Here is a 17,010-nt window from a genome sequence, read left to right as displayed (position 1 = left end):
CGCCACGGAGTCAATGCTAGTTCGCCGGGCCCGCCGGCTCGATCCGGGTGCGCACATCCGATTCACAGGCATGGGATGTCACAAATTGGGCCCCGACGGGGTCCTGTTATTGAAAGCCCATTGGAGGTTCGCATGCACCAGACCCTGACCGCCGGCCGGCCGCGTCGGTCGCCGATCACCGACCGCCTCTCGCTCCGACTTCGGACGCGTACAGCGCTCGGCCGTCGACTCTCGGCGATGACCGTCGAGTTGCGCGGTCGAGCGGTTCCGCTCCACTGGACGAGCCTGTTCGGGGTGGTCTCGCTTGCGAGCGCGGCCGTGCTCTTCCTGACGGGTCTCGTGCTGATGTTCTTCTACACGCCGTCGAGTGAGCTGGTGCGGTACGACGGCGCGTTCATCCCGCTGCACGGTGCGGAGGTGTCGAAGGCGTTCGCATCGACGATGCACGTCTCACTCGAAGTGCGAGGCGGGCTGCTCCTGCGGCAGGCTCACCACTGGGCGGCTCTCCTGCTGCCGGTGTCCCTGTCGGTGCAGCTCCTGGCGATGTTCTTCACGGGCGGGTTCCGGAGGCCGCGGCAGGCGAGCTGGGTGATGCTGTTCCTGCTGTTCATCGTCGCGCTGCTCGGCGGCTGGAGCGGCTACGCGCTCCCGGACGACATGCTTTCGGGCACGGGCCTTCGCATCGTCGAGGGCATCGTCCTCGGCATTCCGTTCGTCGGAAGCCAGCTGGCGATGCTGATCTTCGGCGGGGAGTTTCCCGGCCGGATCATCGAGAACCTCTACCCGATCCACGTTGCGGTGGTGCCGGTACTCATGGTCGTGCTCATCGCCACGCGGGTCCGCTCGTCGTACGTGCACAAACCGCCGCAGTTCGCCGGCCCTGGACGAACCCCGGACAATGTGGTGGGCATCCCGATGCTGCCGAACGCGGCAGCCCGCGCTGCTGGACTGTTCTTCATCGTCAGCGGAATCCTCGTGCTCATCGCCGCCACGGTCACGATCAATCCCATCTGGCTGTTCGGTCCGGCGTCGCCCGGTGATGCGTCGGCGGGCAGTCAGCCCGACTGGTACACGGGCTTCCTCGATGGCGCGCTCCGTCTCGTCCCGCCGGGCTGGGAGATCGTCTGGCTCGATCGCACCTGGACCCTCGCCGTCCTGGTTCCGCTTGCCGTCATCGGCGTGTTCCTCGGCACGGCGGCGCTCTTCCCGTTCCTCGAGTCGTGGATCACCGGCGACCGGCGCGAGCACCACATCCTCGACCGGCCGCGAAATGCCGCGACTCGCACCTCGATCGGAGTCGCAGGGGTCACGTTCTACGGCGTCCTCTGGGGTGCGGCGAGCGCGGATCTGATGGCCACCCACTTCTCACTCAGCATCGAAGGCATCATCCTGACCCTGCAGATCGCCCTCCTCGCCGCGCCCATCATCGCCTTCTCCATCACCCGACGCGTCTGCATCGCCCTCCAGAAGAAGGACTTGGAGATCGCGATCCACGGCTACGAGACGGGCCGCATCGTTCGATTGCCGTCGGGCGAGTACGTCGAAGTGCATGAGCAGGTCGACGTCTACGACCGGTGGCGATTGGTCGCCCACCACTCGACCGCGCAGGCAATCCCTTCACCTTTCGCAGGCGGGCCTCCGACCCTCCGCCGCCGGACCCGTGCTGCAATCGCTCGTTGGTTCCTCGAGGACCGCATCGTGCTGCCTGAACGGGAGTCGCCGCCGCAGGGTCAGGCGGAACAGGCGGAGCTCGTCGGGAGCGGCACGCGAGACCGGCACACGTGATTCACTGCGGGTGGGGGTCGATCGTCAGGCGAGGAGCGCAGCGATCGCTCGTCGATCGGGCTTGCCCGAGGCGAGCATCGGCAGGTGCTCGACGACCACGAGGCTCACGGGCCGGGCAGCGGGTGCGAGCCCGGCTTCGTCGGTCGCCGCGGCGAGGGTCGAGAGGGCAGCGGATGCCGCGGCATCCGTTTGCGGTGCGACCACCACGGCCCGCTGGCCCCACTCTGCGTCTGCGACGGCGAGCACCACGGCCTCGCCGAATCCGGGGACGCCGCGCACCGCCCGCTCGATCTCGCCGAGCGCGACCTTCACCCCGCCCGAGATGATGACGTCGTCGGCGCGGCCGCGAATGCGGAGCCGGCCGTCGCGGTCGAGTTCGCCGAGGTCGCCGGTGCGATACCAGCGGGTGCCACGGGCATCGACCGTGAACGCGGCGGCAGTGCGGGTCGGATCGTCGAGGTATCCGTGCGCGAGCATGGGACCGGTGAGCTCGACCAGGCCGCGCCGCCCTGAGCCTGTCGAAGGGTCGACCACCCGCACGCCGACGCCCTCGAGCGGCATGCCGTCGTAGACGCATCCGCCCGCGGTCTCGCTCGAGCCATAGGTGCGCACGATGTTGGCGCCGAGCTCCGCCGCCCGCTCTGCCACCGCGGGCGCGAGCGCCTGCCCGCCGACGAGCACCGCGTCGTATCCGGTGAGCGCCGCCGCCACGAATGCGTCGCGCTGCGCCCGCTCGATGATGCGGGCGAGCTGCACCGGCACGAGCGAGGTGTAGCGCGGCGCATCCGTGGCGAGACGAGCGGATGCCTCGGCGAACCCCTCGGCTGTGAACGGCCCCTCGCCCAGCACCACCGGCGTCGTGCCCGCCACGATCGATCGCACGAGCACCTGCGCGCCCGCGATGTAGTGCCCCGGCAGCGCGAGCAGCCAGCGACCCGGCCCGCCGAGCCGGTCGGCCGTCGCGTCGGCACTCGCGATGAGGGCCTCGGCCGAGAGCATCACGCGCTTCGGGGCATCCGTCGATCCGCTCGTCTCGACAACGAGTGCGATGTCATCGGGGACGGCGACCGGGTCGGTCGAGTCGCGAGCGCCAGCCAGCGTATCGAGACCCACTCGCCCGTCAGCTGGTCTCGTTCCGCGTCCTCCGGTTCCGGAGCCTGTCGAAGGGACGGTCGCCGCTCGACCGTCCGGAATCGGCCACACGGCAGGGCCGCCGGCGAGCGCGTCGCGCAGCGCCTCGGTCAGCGCCGGGACATCCGTCGCCGAAACCTGTACGAGGGGTTTCATCCGCATCGCACCGCTCGCACCGCTCGCACCGCTCGCACCGCTCGCACCGCTCGCACCGCTCGCACCGCTCGCTTCGTAGGACGTTCGGCGTTGTGTAGGACGGGCTGGGCCGTGAGTGTCCTACATTTCGGCGATCGTCCTACAAAGGCGGCCGGCACTCCGCCCCGCGAACGCCATCGCGTCAGTAGTGCCACGGGTATGGGCCCCAGTCGGGCTCGCGCTTCTCGAGGAAGGCATCGCGCCCCTCGACGGCCTCGTCGGTGCCGTAGGCGAGGCGTGTCGCCTCGCCCGCGAAGACCTGCTGGCCGACCATGCCGTCGTCGACCGCGTTGAACGCGAACTTCAGCATGCGGATCGCCGTGGGCGATTTCGTGAGAATGGTGCGGGCCATCGCGATGGCTTCGCGCTCGAGCTCGGCGTGCGGCACGACGCGGTTGACCGCACCCATCTCGTAGGCGCGGTCGGCCGAGTACTCCTCGGCGAGGAAGAACACCTCGCGGGCGAACTTCTGCCCGATCTGACGAGCGAAGTACGCGCTGCCGTAGCCCGCGTCGAAGCTGCCCACATCGGCGTCGGTCTGCTTGAAGCGACCGTGCTCGCGGCTCGCGATCGTGAGGTCGCAGACGACGTGCAGCGAGTGCCCGCCACCGGCCGCCCAACCGGGCACGACGGCGACGACGACCTTCGGCATGAAGCGGATGAGCCGCTGCACCTCGAGTATGTGCAAGCGCCCGACGGCGGCATGACTTCCCGGTGCGTCGGCGTCGCCGCCCGCACCATCGACGATGGCCGTCTCGGCATCCGAGTACTTGTAGCCGTCGCGTCCGCGGATGCGCTGGTCGCCGCCCGAGCAGAACGCCCAGCCGCCGTCTTTCGCGCTCGGCCCGTTGCCGGTGAGGAGCACCACGCCGATGCGCGGGTTCGTGCGCGCGTCTTCGAGCGCCCGGTACAGCTCGTCGACGGTGTGCGGGCGGAAGGCGTTGCGCACCTCGGGCCGGTCGAACGCGACACGCGCGATGCGGCCGTCGAGCGAGTGGTGATAGGTGATGTCGGTGAGGCCCGAAGGCCCACTGACCGCGGATGCCGCGTCGACCCACTCGCTCGCATCGAACAGTTCGGACACCATGGCGCTCATGACCCCAGCCTATTCCGCGGTGAGCGCGCGCTCCGAGGCGGCGATCAGCTGCACCGGCTCGCCGAGCAGGCTGCCGCTGCGCATCACGAACACCACTCCGAAGGATGCGCCGATCAGATGGCCGACGTAGATTCCACTCGCGTGTGAGGTCATCCGATCGACGCTAGCGCCTCTCGGAGGCCGCCTCGGTCAGCGGGTGACGCCGAGCAGGAAGCCGCCATACGTGGTGACGACCACCACGAAGGTGACGACCGCGGCGGCGATGGGGATGAAGGCCGCGATGACGAGTGCGACACCGCCGACGCCGATCAGCACGTTGCGCGCCACCGGGTCGTCGGGCACTTCGGTCGCCTCGACACCGAGCTGCTGCAATCCGTTCATCTGCTCCCCCTGTGGGCGCTCACACTACAGGCTGGCGCGACACAGGGCGCAGCGCGACCCGGGATGCGAGACTGGGCACATGCTGCCCGAGCCGAATGAACTGCTCCCCACCGCAAGAGTCGTGGCCCTCCCCCTCGTGACGCGGTTCCGCGGCATCGACGTGCGGGAGGCCGTGCTCTTCGAAGGGCCGGAGGGGTGGACCGAGTTCTCCCCGTTCGTCGAGTACGACGACCACGAGGCATCCGCATGGCTGGCCGCTGCCGTCGACTACGGCTGGAACGCGCCGCCACCTACTCTGCGCGACCGCATCGCCGTCAATGCGACGGTGCCGGCCGTCGATCCCGACAGCGTCGCCGCGGTGCTCGCACGATTCCCCGGATGCCGTACGGCGAAGGTCAAGGTCGCAGGCACCGACCAGACGCTCGAACAGGATGTCGCACGGGTTCGCGCCGTTCGCGAGGCGCTCGGCCCCGAAGGCCGCATCCGCGTCGATGCCAACGGCGGCTGGAACGTCGACGAGGCCGAGCACGCGATCCACGCCCTCGCACCGTTCGACCTCGAGTACGTCGAGCAGCCGTGCGAGAGCGTCGAGGAGCTTGTCGAGATCCGCCGCCGCACGAAGTACATGGGGGTGCCGATCGCGGCCGACGAGAGCGTGAGACGGGCCGACGACCCGCTCGCCGTCGCCGAGGCGGGCGCCGCAGACCTGCTCGTCATCAAGGCGCAACCGCTCGGCGGCATCCACCGCGCACTCGAGCTCATCGGGCGCACGGGCCTGCCCATCGTCGTCTCGAGCGCCCTCGACACGAGCGTGGGCCTTGCGATGGGCGCGCAGCTCGCAGCATCCGTGCCCGTGCTCGACTTCGACTGCGGACTCGGCACCGCCTCATTGCTGGCGGCGGATGTCACGCGGGCGCCGTTGATTCCCGAGAACGGGTCGATCCCGGTGGGCCGCGTGCTGCCCGACCCGGCGTTGCTCGAGCGATACTCCGCGTCGCCCGAGCGCACGGAGTGGTGGCTCGAGCGCATCGTCCGGTGTCACGCGGTGCTCGCCGACGCCGGGGCCGGGGCCGGCACACCGTCCACCGCCTGAGCCGGCGGGCTCAGCCGCCGACCGACCGCACGGGTTCGCGAACCGTCACGCCGAGCGGACGTCGCGCGTCAGGCCGCCAAGCGAAGTAGAGACCCGCAGCCAACAGGCACGTGATCAGCAGCTGCACCACGGCGACCGGCACGGATGCATCGGGGAAGAAGCTGCCGATCGCATTGCCCGAGAAATGGATCAGGATCGCCGCCCACACCCGGCCGCCGAGACGTTCGCTGACGAACAGGTAGATCAGCGAGAGCGGGATGAAGGAGAGGCCGAAGAGCAGCCCGTCGACGGTGAAGAGGCCCATGGCGGCCTGCCCGGTTCCCGGCAGGAAGAACAAGGGGATGTGCCAGATCGCCCACGCGAGTCCGAGCACGACGGAAGTGGCGATGAGGCCGAGCGAGCGGCGGAGGCGCGGCTGGGCGTAGCCGCGCCACCCGAACTCCTCGGCGATGGGGCCCGTGATCATGAACAGCAGGATGAAGAGCAGCGGGCCTCCGAAGTCGGCAACGACGGCGGGTGCTTCCGCGAGGCGCGCACTGAACTCCTGCGGTGCGAGCAACAGGTTCGCGATCACGGTCGGGGCGGCGCCGAGTACCAGTGCGGCAGGCAGCCACAGCCACGGGGGCGCGACCCGAGAGCTGCCGCCGCGATCCGGCGCGCGACGGGTGCGGGTCAGGTAGAGGATCAGCGCCGCGAGCGACGGACCCGACGTCGCGATGCCGAAGATCCAGAGCGCGCCGCCCTCGCGCACATTCCCGCCCTGCCAGGCCAGGAGAAGCCACAGCGACCCGCTGATGAGCACGGTGATGAGGGCGAACAGGAGCAGGTCGGTGCGAACCCGGGTGTGCGGCGTCGTTGTGGTGGTCACGCGTTCACCCTGCCAAACGGTTCGCATCGCCGCCATCGGGCTAACCCCCGCACCGGATCTCGATACGCCTCCTTCGTCGGCTACTCGATCAACAGGGTCACCAGAGGATCAGCGGCACCGGGAACGAGCGCGAGTCGGCGAACCCTTCGCCGCCGTCGAACTCGGCCCGCACCAGGTGCAGGCCGCGCGTCAGCTTCGGCAGCTTGACGTCGATGCGGCCTCGATCGGCGACCGTGAGCTCGACCTCGGCGATGACCCTGCCGCCGTCGAGCACCCGTACGGTGCCGACCGCAGCACTGCCGTCGAGGGCGAACACCTTGCCCTGCAGCTTCACGGCCGAGCCGGCCTTCGCGAGCAGCTTGTTCGGTGCCGCGATGGTGAACGTCGCGACGGCGGGCGGCGCCTGCTCGTCGACGAGCACGGCGACGCTGCGGGCCGGCACGGTGACCGCGCCGGTCGCTGCATCCCAGGTGGTCGTCTTCACGACGGCGTCGGCACCGTTCGCCTGCGCCTCGGCGAGCGCGAAGTCGCGCCCGGCGAGTCCGCCGATCGTCTCCGTGACCGGCTCGGTTGACGCATTGAAGATGACGAGCGCCCCGTCGAGCTCTGGGTCGGCGTCGTCGCCCACGAGGTCGTCGATCTGCATCGCGATGACGCCGGGCGTGGCATCCGGTCCACTGTTCGGGAACGACACCTTCTCATCGATGAGCTCGGCCGACCCGAGCTGCAGCAGGTCGACCTGACCCCGCACCCGCAGCAGGTCGAGGGCGGATGCCTCGGCCACCGCGATGTCCGCCGCAGCAGGCTTCAGCGCGGGGTCCGCGAGCAGCGGCGCCATGATCGGCCACTTGTCCTCGTTGTCGGCCGCGGGCGGCAGGCCGGAGCCGAACGTCGACTCCTGGCCGGTCCAGTCGATGCGGTTGAACCAGTCGCCCGAGTTGTAGCTGTTCCGGTCGAGCGACTTCGACCGCAGCAGCTCCGTACCGGCGTGCCAGAACGAGGGCGACTGCGAGAGGGTCACGGTCGCGAGCGACAGCGTGTTCATGCGCACGCGGTCGGCCATCGCGGTGCCGGCCGGGAGCTTGAACACCGAGAGGTCGTAGAGCGTCTCGTTGTCGTGAGCGTCGACGTAGTTGATGACCTCGTCGGGCTGGTCGGCGTAGCCGGCCGGCGACCCGTTGTAGTCGAACTGGTCGCCGCGCTTCACGACGCCGTCGGACCCGGTGAACTCGAATTCGCGCAGGTTGCCCGCGAGTCCGAGCTTGACGAGGTCGGTCTGCTGCCCGAGGGTGCGGTCCGCCGGGTCGACGGCCGATCCGTTCGGGTCGGTGCCGAGGCCGGTGCCGAAGCCCTGCTCGAACGTCGACGCCCCGTCGACCGGGCTGCCGCCGTGCACGCCGTCACGCAGCCGGTCGTTGAACGTTCCGATGCCCGTGCCGCCGAGCTGGCCCTGCGTGGCCTGCTCGAAGAGGGCGTTGTTCGCGACCTCGCCGAAGTTCCAGCCCTCGCCGTAGAGGTACACCGCCGAGCCGTCGACGCCGTCCTCCTCCAGGGTGAGCTCGTCGAGGGCGGCGCGCACCGCCAGCATGTTCGCCTTCGAGTGGTGACCCATGAGGTCGAAGCGGAAGCCGTCGACCTTGTACTCCTCGGCCCACAGCACCACTGAGTCGACCATGAGCTTCTGGGCGACGTCGTGCTCGGTGGCGATGTTCTGGCAGCACGTCGAGGTCTCGACGTTGCCGACGGCGTTCAGACGCTGGTAATAGCCGGGCACGATCCGATCGAGCACCGACTTCTCCCCCTGTCCGGATGCCGCGGTGTGGTTGTACACCTCGTCGAGCACGACCTGCAGGCCCGTCGCGTGCAGCGCGCCGACCATCTCGCGGAACTCGCTCACGCGTGCGCCGCCGTCGGGGTCGACCGCGTAGGAGCCCTCTGGCGCCTGGAAGTGGAACGGGTCGTACCCCCAGTTGAAGCCGTCGAGGTCGCGGATCGACTCGAGGCACGCCTGCTGCTCGGCGGATGCCGGGCCGAAGCTCGTCAGGTCGCACGCGGGAGTCGCCTGTGCGGCGCGGTTCTCCTCGATCGTGGCGATGTCGAATGTCGGCAGCAGGTGCACGGTGTTGATGCCCGCCTCGGCGAGCTGCTTCAGCTGTGCTGTGCCGGCCGAGTCGCGAGTGAAGGCGCGGTACGTGCCGCGCTCTTCGGCCGGGACCGTCTCGTCGCCGATCGAGAAGTCGCGCACGTGCAACTCGTAGATGGCACGGTCGACCGGGCGCTCGACGACGGGAGCGGCCGTCTGCTCCCACTGCGACGGGCGAAGCGACTCGTCGTCGAGGTCGACGACGACCGAGCGCACCGAGTTCGTCGTGAGGGCCACGGAGTACGGGTCGGTGACCGAGTTCGTCTCGATCGCGCCCGTCGTCGGGGCGTACACCTCGACCGACCAGCGGTACTCGTCGCCCGACGCGACGTCGCCCGAGACCGCCCACGTGCCGTCGGCGTCGTCGAATTCGGCGGCGATCACCTCGGCATCACCGGATGCCCCGGCATCCCACCGCTCGAGCGAGACCGATCGCGCGGTCGGCGCCCAGAGGGAGAGCGTCGCCTGGCCTGCCTGCCAGCTGGCACCGAGCGGCACGGATGCCACGGCGTCGCCGTAGAGCTCGTCGAGCACGCCGGGCAGCTGCACGCCGGTGAAGGCGCTCAGCTCCTGTTCGTTCGTTGAGCCTGTCGAAACGCGCTGCGCGACCGTGAGCTGCTCGGTGAGGAGCCCTTGCACATCGTCGCGGTCGAGCCCGACCGGACGCAGGGCGAGGTAGCCCTCGAGCGCCGGGAACGCAGCGAGCTGCTCGTCCGAGAGGCCGGCCGGGTCGAGCTCGAGCTCGACCGGGTCGCCGCCGCCCGTGACGCCGCCGTCAGCCACCGCGAGCGACGCGTCGGGCGAGTGCTCGAGCGTCCACGCGGCATCCGTCGCCTCTGCGCCGCCGAGCAGTTCGGCCGGCCAGGCGAGCGTGTCTTCGCTCACCCAGTGCGCGCGCGACTCGCCAGTGCCCGCGAGCGGCGGGTCGGTCACGATGATCTCGAGCACGTGGGTCGCGAGCGTGTAGCGGAACTCGACGAGCTTGCCCGTGGTCGCGGTGAACGTGTAGTTCGCACCGCCCGGTGCCCCACCGACGCCGTAGTTCTCGTCCCAGCCTTGCCCGTGCGCGACCTTCGTCTCGTGTGCACCCTCGGGGATGGACGAGGTCGACCACGTGTAGACGCCGTCCTTGTCGCCGTCCTGCATGAGCGAGGCGAGGCATTCGGGCTGCCAGTCGCCGGGGCATCCCACCTCCGACTGGAAGCTGCCGGGCAACGTCACGACGGGGCCCTCCGCGGTCGATGAGACGACCTTCGTGTTCGGGTTCCAGAAGAACGTGATCGGCCCGCCCGCGTGCGAGTAGGTGACGTTGCCGCCGTTCAGCTCGCCGTTGGCGCCGTAGTTGACGTCCCAGCTGCCGTTGATCGCGACCTTGTACTCGTAGTCGCCAGCTGGCACATCGAAGGTACCGGCGTAGATGCCGTCGGCGCGCAGCGTGAGCTTCGCGGCCTCGCAGCCGGGCGCCCAGTCGCCGGCGCAACCCATCGCGGCGTTGTGCGAGCCGGGCACTGTGACGAGGTCGATCGGCTGCTCTGGCTCCTCCTCCTCGACGAGGTTCACGGCGTTGCCGACGCTCGCGTAGGTGCTCGCCGCCGAGCGGTGCCCAGCGGCATCCGTCGACACCGCGCGGTACTCGAGGAGCGTGCCACCGGCGAGGCCGGCCGTGTCGTGGAAGACCCGGGGGCTCGTGTCTTCGGCAGTGCCGAGCTCGTGCCAGGCATCGTCGCCCGTCGCGCCGGCAACCCGCCAGGCGAAGCTCGTCTCCTGCCAGGTGGCGTCGTCGACGTCGGCCGCGACCGGGGTGATTCCGGTGACGCCGGCGCCCGCGGCGGGCGTCGAGACGCTGATGGCGGATGCCGCGTCGGGCGCGCTCACCGCACGGTCGGCCTGGAGCACTACGGTGCCGAGCGCCGGCACGGTGACGGATGCCACGCCTTCGGCGTTCGCCACGATCGGCGCGCCGTCGGTGCCGTAGAGCGGCGAGAACACGCCGCCTTTCGTGAGCGTGGGCACTTCGACGGTCTTCGGCGCGTTCGAGTTGTTCGCGGCAACGAGGTACTCGGTCTTCTCCGCCCGATCGACGCGTGAGAATGCGTAGACGCCGGCGCCGTTGTCGACGTAGCGCTCGATCTGGGCGCCGGTCGAAAGGGCGGGGTGCCCAGCGCGCAGCGCCGAGAGCGCGGCGATGTGCTCGTAGAGCGGGGCATCCGTGCCGAAGTGCTCACCGGTGCCGAACGTCTCGCCCGTGACGAGCGGTTGGTTCTGGAACTCGGCCACCTGGCTCGGGAACAGGGTCTGCCGGGCGCTCTGGTCACCGCCCGTGCCCGCGAAGCCCTGCTCGTCGCCGTAGTAGACGACGGGCTGGCCTCGGGTGAGGAACAGCAGCTCGTGGGCGAGCTCGTCACGCTCGAGCGGAGCCTCCGTCGACTGCAGGAAGTAGCCGACGCGACCCATGTCGTGGTTGCCGAGGAAGGTCGGCAACGCAGTGGCCGACGAGTCGGGCGTCGTGTAGTAGTCGTCGCCCGCGAAGAGGGCCTGCAGGTTCTTCGCCGAATTGCCGGCCGAGAATGCCACGGCCTGCGACTGGAACGTGAAGTCGAGCACCGAGTTCATGTCGGTCTTGCGCACGTAGGGCGAGAGCTTCACGGGGTCGGCGTCGTAGACCTCGCCGAACATGAAGAAGTCGGGCTTGCCGGCGGCGTGCGCGTAGTCGAGCACCTGCGTCGACCACTGCTCCCAGAACTCGAAGTTCACGTGCTTGGCGGTATCGATTCGGAAGCCGTCGATGCCGAGGTCGATCCAGTCCTCGTAGACGTCGACGAAGCCGTTGACGACAGTGGGGTGCTCGGTCATGAGGTCGTCGAGGCCGACGAAATCGCCGAAGTTGACCGACTCGCCCTCCCACGTCGAGTCGCCGCGGTTGTGGTACAGCGTCGAATCGTTGAGCCAGGCGGGCACCTTGAGCTCTGCATCTTCGGGCGTGAGGGTCGGTGTGTAGGGGAAGCTCGTCGCCGCGTCGAGGACCGGGAAGTCGGCGCCCGTGTCGGCATCGGCGAAGTCGGCCGGGTCGAAAGCGGTGCCGCCTGCGTCGAGGTACGGCGCAGTCGCCTGGTCGATGTAGGCGTGCTCGCCCTCGGCGTAGTCGATGACGTCGGCCGTGTGGTTGGTGATGATGTCGAAGTAGACCTTGATGCCCTTGGCGTGCGCCTCGCCGATGAGCGCCTCGAGCTCGGCGTTGGTGCCGAGGTGCGGGTCGATCTGGGTGAAGTCGGTGATCCAGTAGCCGTGGTAGCCGGCGCTCGCATCAGCGCCCTCGCCCTGCACTGCGCGGTTCTTGAAGCTCGGAGTGAGCCAGATCGCCGTCGTACCGAGCCCATCGATGTAGTCGAGCTGGTCGCGCAGGCCCGCGAGGTCGCCGCCGTTGTAGAAGCCCTTGTGGGTCGGGTCGTAACCGGTCGTGAGCGCGTCGCCCGTGAGCCCGCCCTCGTCGTTCGAGGTGTCGCCGTTCTCGAAGCGGTCGGTCATGACGAAGTAGAAGGTCTCGTCGCTGCCCGGCTGGCGCACGGGGTCGGCGACGAGGTCGGCATCGGATGTCTCGTCGTAGGCGCCGCGCAGCGTGGCCTCTGTCGCCTCGAGGCCCACGCGCTTCAGGGTGTCGTCGAACACCATGCGCACTGGGGTGTCGCCGGCGACCGTGAGCGGAATGTTGTCGCCGCCGCCGTTCAGGCCGTACGCCTCGTCCCACGTGTCGTTGACGGCGACCTTGTACTCCCAGGTGCCGGCGGGGATCGTGAACTCTGCCGCGAAGACGCCGGGCGTGCCGGTCGCGGTGAGCTCGGTCTCGGCGCACTCGGGCGCCCAGTCGGCGGGACATCCGAGCTCGTCTTGCAGAGAGCCGACGAGCGCGAAGGTGCGCGGCTCGTCTGCGGCCGCGGCGGCGAGGCCCGGAATCACCGAGAGAGCGGATGCCGCGAGGCCCCCCGCAACCACGAGGGCGAACCAGCTGCGTGCGCGAGCGCGTTGCGTCATCCTTGACTCCCGATTTCCGGCACGACTCCGTGCCACCAACACTGCTGGTGACCGTAGCAGCGGGCGGCGCATAAATGCAAGCGCTTGCAGACATGCGGCCCCTCATCGATGTCACACAACGAATGCCGCACGTTCACGGCGTTCACGAGAGCCCGACGTGATGGAAGCGTTCTCACGCGCCGGCCCTCGTTCGTCAGGGCTCGGCGCAGCGGAAGCGCGCCTGGATGGCAACGCGCGCCGCATCACATCAACCGGCCCAGCGTCACCTCGCGAAAGCGCTCCTCGCGGAGCCGCTCGGCTTCCAGACGCCGCTCGTGCAATTCGGCGAGCTCCTCGCGGCTGTGGCGCTGCGGGGCGCCGCGGCTCCACGCGACGAGCGCCGCACCGGCACGGCGGGCCATCCGCTCGATGAAGGTCGAATCCCGGTGATGACGAACCGTCACGCCTCCCGCTGCAGTGAATGCGGTGTTCATGATTACCCCTGTCGATCACAAGACCCGCCGATCGCGGGCTGTGGATCCATCCCATCGCTGGGCGGGCTCCGGGTCATCGGCGACGACTACCGAGATCACCGGCCGCAGCTACCGAGATCACGACGAGAGCAGGCCGAGTTCGCCGGCTGCACGCACCGCTTCCCGTCGCGACGCCACCCCGAGCTTGGCGAGCACCGCGGCGACGTGACTGTCGACCGTGCGCACCGACACCACGAGCCGCTCGGCGATCTCGGCGTTCGTCAGGTCCTCCGCCAGGAGCCGCAGCACATGGACCTGCCGGTCGGTCAGGCCCTCGGGGTTGTGCCGGGTCGGGCTCGACGGCCCGCGCGGAATGCTCCGCACGCCGCGGCCCCGGAGGCCAGCCCTGACTTGCCGGGCGAGCGGTACCGCGCCGATGCGATCGAGGATCGCGAGCGCCGCGAGCAGGTCGGCCGTGTTCGGACTCTCGGCGAGTGCGGATGCCTCGTGGTAGGGGCATCCGATCGCCCGCCAGAGCTCAGCAGCACGCTTCCAATCACCGCGCGCCTGCACGGCGAACGGGTGATCGCCCGCGGGTGCCTCGACCCGCTCTCCGGCCCGGCGGAGCAGCGACGCGAGCTCGGCCTGAAGGTTCGTGTCCTGCCGTCGCACTGCTTCGTCGTACATGGGCCGGGCGATCACGCGAGCCTCGTCGCGGTCACCGCGGAGGAGTGCTGCCTCGGCACGCGCCGCGGCGACCGGTCCCGTGCGCTGCAGCTCGCCGAGGCGTTCGGCCATGCGGCCGGCCTTCTCGAGCGTCGACTCGCCGCCGGGGTCGCCGCGGCGGATTCCGGCCAGGCCGATGACGATGAGTGCGACGCAATACAGCTGCGGCAACGATTCGCTCTGATGTCCGGCTGCCGCCACGGCCTCGTCCCACTGCGCTCGCGCGAGGTGCAGGCGCCCGCGTTCGGCCTGCTGGTAGGACCAGAGCCCGACGACCTCGGTGCGCTCGGAGAGTTCGAGCGCCGGCTCGAGGTAGCGCTCGGCAAGGTCGAGACGGTACTGGTCGAGCAGGCTCCAGACCAGGTTCACGTGGGCGCGGGCCGCGTCGTCCATGAGGTTGGCGGCGACCGCGATGTCCGCCGCCTCGAGGAGCTCTGCGATGCCCTCGTCGCGGTTCTGCAGCAAGTGCGCGGTGCCGAGGTTGTTGAGCGCGTGGGAGAGCGCCCTCGGTTCGCCCACCTCCCGTGCGAGCGCGGCGGCGCGTGTCGCGAGATCGATCGTCCGCGGCAGTTCGTGGGCGAGCATCGCGAGCTGCGCCTCATTGCTCAGCGCGAGCGCGAGGAGTCCGCGGTCATCCGATTCGGCGAGCACTGCGGATGCCTCGCGGGCCGCCGTCTCGGCGGCGGATCGGTTCCCTGCGAGCCACTGGAAGCGCGAGAGCCAGCGCAGGCTCGCACCGAGCGCGGTGATGTGGGGTTGCTCACGACGCAGGCGCACGACCTCCGTCTGGGCCTCGACCGACTCGGGCCCCTGCCCGACCGTGTACGCCTCGATCGCGTACCCCTCGAGCAGCTCGGCGCGCTCCGCCGCCTCGTACCGGTCCATGTGGGCGAGCGCCGCCCGGAAATGCGCCGCCGACTGTCGATGGGCACCGGATGCCGCGGCGTCACGGGCAGCACGCGGGGCCCACGCGACGACCGCGTCGATGTCACCGGCGGCAAGCGCGTGGTGCACGAGCGTCGACGGGTCGACGGCGCCCGATGCGAGCAACTCGGCGAGCACACGGCGCTCGAGCTCGATGCGGCGGGAGGCGGGCAGCGCGTCAACGATCGCCCGGCGCGTCAGTTCGTGACGGAACCGCACGCCCTCGGGGCCGACCTCCAGCAGTCCCGCCTCCTCCGCTGCGCGCAACGCACCGGCTGCCCCCGGAACCAACCTCGCGAGCAGGGCGGCGTCGACCGCCGACGGCACGACGGCGAGCTGTTCGACGTGAACCTGCGTCGCTTCGTCGAGGCGCCGCAGTCGACCGGTCACCGCGTCGACGACCGTCGGAGGAACTCCGGCGTCGTCCGCCGAGGCGATGAGCTCGCTGACGAAGTAGGGATTCCCGTCGGTCGTCGCATAGACGCGGCCGGCGTCGAGACCGGTCGCGGCGGTCAGCTCACCGACCGCCGCCGACGAGAGTCGATGCGGTGCGATGCGATCGACCCGATCGCCGTGACCGAGGTCCCCGAGCAGGCGGCTCAGCGGATGGTCGCGATCGAGTTCGTCGCGGTAGGTGAGGATGAGCAGGGCTGGGAGCTCATCGATACGGCGCACGAGGAACCGCAACGCATCGAGTGTGGCCTCGTCGGCCCAGTGCACATCCTCGATGATGAGCACCGTTCCCGAGGCATCCGAGAGCTCATCTCTGAGCGCAGCGAACACCTCCTCGCGGTCGCCCGCGCGCAGGGCCTCACCGAGCCGCGGCTCGACCGCCGCCGCGAGGTCGCGCAACGGCCCGAGCGGCCGCGGCGTCGACATGGCATCGCACGATCCGACGAGCACCCGTACGCCGCCGGGTGGTTCCGCCCGCAGGGCGTTCACGAGGCTCGTCTTGCCGATGCCCGCCTCGCCGTGGAGCAGCACGACGCGACCGCGACCGCCCGATGCCTCCCGCACCGCGGCGTGGAGCTCGTCGAGTTCGGAATCGCGCTCGAGCAGGGCCCTGCTCATAGACCGATGGTGCCCGCGGCGAGTCCGCGCCGCAACCGGGCGGACCCTGAGTCAGCGGCCGATCAGAGCCCGGAGTACGAGTGCAGTCCCTTGAAGAAGAGGTTCACGATGGTGAAGTTGAACAGCACCGTCGAGAAGCCGATGATCGCGAGCCACGCCGAGCGCGAGCCCCGCCATCCGCGCGTCGCGCGAGCATGGATGTAGCCGGCGAAGACCACCCAGACGATGAAGGTCCACACCTCTTTGGTGTCCCAGCCCCAGTACCGACCCCAGGCCTTCTCGGCCCAGACCGCACCGGCCATGAGCGTGAACGTCCAGAGGATGAAGCCGATGATGTTGATGCGGTACGCGAGATTCTCGAGGGTGACGGAATCAGGCAGCGTCGCGAGGAACGTGAGTTTCGCGGCCTTCGCCGTCGCGAGGAGCGACTCGCGACGCGACTGCATGAGCTGCACGACCGAGAGCGCGAAGCCGAGCGCGAAGAGGCCGACCGACGCACTCGCCACGAACACGTGGATGACGAGCCACACCGACTGCAGCGGCGGCGGCAGCGGAATCGGGCTCACGTAGAAATTCAGCGCCGCGACGCCGAGCAGCACGAGCACCAGCCCGGTGACGAAGGTGCCGAGGAACCGTAGGTCGTGCTTGGAGACCACGAGCACGATGAGGAAGACCGTGGTGATGATGAGTGTGCCGGTGAGCGCGAACTCGTACATGTTGGCCCACGGCACGCGGCCCGCGGCGAGGCCGCGCAGCACATCGGCCGTGAGGTGCAGCAGCCAGGCGAGCACGGTCATCGCCACGCCGACGCGAAGCGCGGGCGAGCGGCCATAGGCGACTCGGCTCGAGCTCGCTGAGCTTGTCGAAGCGCCCGCACGCCCCGGCGCACCGACGGCGACGGTCTCCTTCAGCTCGACTCGAGCCGAGGCATCCGCCGCAGCCGTGGCGGCGGCAGAGCGCTTGGCGAGGTCGATCGAGAACGCGATGAACGCGATCGCGTACACGACCATGGCCGAGTACACGCAGAGGATGGAGATCTCGTCGAACGTCAACTGCACTGTTCTACCTTACGTCGAAGTGTGTTGCGTGGGTTGAGGAGGGAGCGAAGCGACCGTC

At 69.7% G+C, this 17,010-nt stretch carries 11 protein-coding genes; 2 read left to right on the top strand and 9 right to left on the bottom strand.

Translation table 11 applies throughout. The features are described 5' to 3' along the window. Positions 1-132: 132 nt before the first annotated feature. Entirely contained in the window at positions 133-1,785 is a 1,653-nt protein-coding gene (qcrB, locus tag AC1C2T_RS05920; RefSeq protein ID WP_495384587.1) for a cytochrome bc1 complex cytochrome b subunit, read from the top strand. Between the two features lie 24 nt (positions 1,786-1,809). Here the strand turns inward: qcrB and AC1C2T_RS05915 are convergent, their stop codons facing one another. The 4 genes from AC1C2T_RS05915 to AC1C2T_RS05900 form a co-directional block, all read right to left on the bottom strand. Next, on the bottom strand, positions 1,810-3,078 hold the full coding sequence (locus AC1C2T_RS05915; RefSeq protein WP_495384586.1) for an AMP-binding protein: 1,269 nt from the start codon (positions 3,076-3,078) through the stop codon (positions 1,810-1,812). Between the two features lie 175 nt (positions 3,079-3,253). After that, positions 3,254-4,207 (bottom strand): 1,4-dihydroxy-2-naphthoyl-CoA synthase, encoded by a 954-nt coding sequence (locus AC1C2T_RS05910; protein ID WP_495384585.1) that lies wholly within the window; start codon positions 4,205-4,207, stop codon positions 3,254-3,256. 9 nt (positions 4,208-4,216) lie between these two features. After that, positions 4,217-4,360: a hypothetical protein gene (locus AC1C2T_RS05905; protein ID WP_495384584.1), complete on the bottom strand. Its 144-nt coding sequence runs from the start codon at positions 4,358-4,360 to the stop codon at positions 4,217-4,219. Positions 4,361-4,396: 36 nt separating this feature from the next. Continuing rightward, on the bottom strand, positions 4,397-4,588 hold the full coding sequence (locus AC1C2T_RS05900; RefSeq protein WP_495384583.1) for a hypothetical protein: 192 nt from the start codon (positions 4,586-4,588) through the stop codon (positions 4,397-4,399). Between the two features lie 79 nt (positions 4,589-4,667). Here AC1C2T_RS05900 and AC1C2T_RS05895 point away from each other — a divergent pair, with 79 nt between their 5' ends. Continuing rightward, on the top strand, positions 4,668-5,681 hold the full coding sequence (locus AC1C2T_RS05895) for an o-succinylbenzoate synthase (RefSeq protein ID WP_495361179.1): 1,014 nt from the start codon (positions 4,668-4,670) through the stop codon (positions 5,679-5,681). A gap of 10 nt (positions 5,682-5,691) precedes the next feature. On the opposite strand, the gene AC1C2T_RS05890 is transcribed toward AC1C2T_RS05895, so the two are convergent. The 5 genes from AC1C2T_RS05890 to ccsB all read right to left on the bottom strand — a co-directional run bounded on the left by AC1C2T_RS05890 (position 5,692) and on the right by ccsB (position 16,904). Beyond that, on the bottom strand, positions 5,692-6,549 hold the full coding sequence (locus AC1C2T_RS05890; protein ID WP_495361180.1) for a CPBP family intramembrane glutamic endopeptidase: 858 nt from the start codon (positions 6,547-6,549) through the stop codon (positions 5,692-5,694). A 97-nt stretch (positions 6,550-6,646) separates the two neighbouring features. Beyond that, positions 6,647-12,721, bottom strand: coding sequence for a pullulanase-type alpha-1,6-glucosidase (gene pulA, locus AC1C2T_RS05885; protein WP_495384582.1), 6,075 nt, complete (start codon positions 12,719-12,721; stop codon positions 6,647-6,649). Positions 12,722-12,963: 242 nt separating this feature from the next. Further along, entirely contained in the window at positions 12,964-13,194 is a 231-nt protein-coding gene (locus AC1C2T_RS05880; RefSeq protein ID WP_495361183.1) for a hypothetical protein, read from the bottom strand. 117 nt (positions 13,195-13,311) lie between these two features. Next, complete coding sequence (locus AC1C2T_RS05875; RefSeq protein WP_495384581.1) at positions 13,312-15,894, bottom strand: ATP-binding protein; 2,583 nt, start codon at positions 15,892-15,894, stop codon at positions 13,312-13,314. A gap of 62 nt (positions 15,895-15,956) precedes the next feature. After that, complete coding sequence (gene ccsB / locus AC1C2T_RS05870; protein WP_495385398.1) at positions 15,957-16,904, bottom strand: c-type cytochrome biogenesis protein CcsB; 948 nt, start codon at positions 16,902-16,904, stop codon at positions 15,957-15,959. Positions 16,905-17,010: the final 106 nt, after the last annotated feature.

The sequence above is a fragment of the Agromyces sp. Y558 genome (genome assembly GCF_059445415.1).
This window is presented reverse-complemented; position numbering and strand designations above follow the sequence as displayed.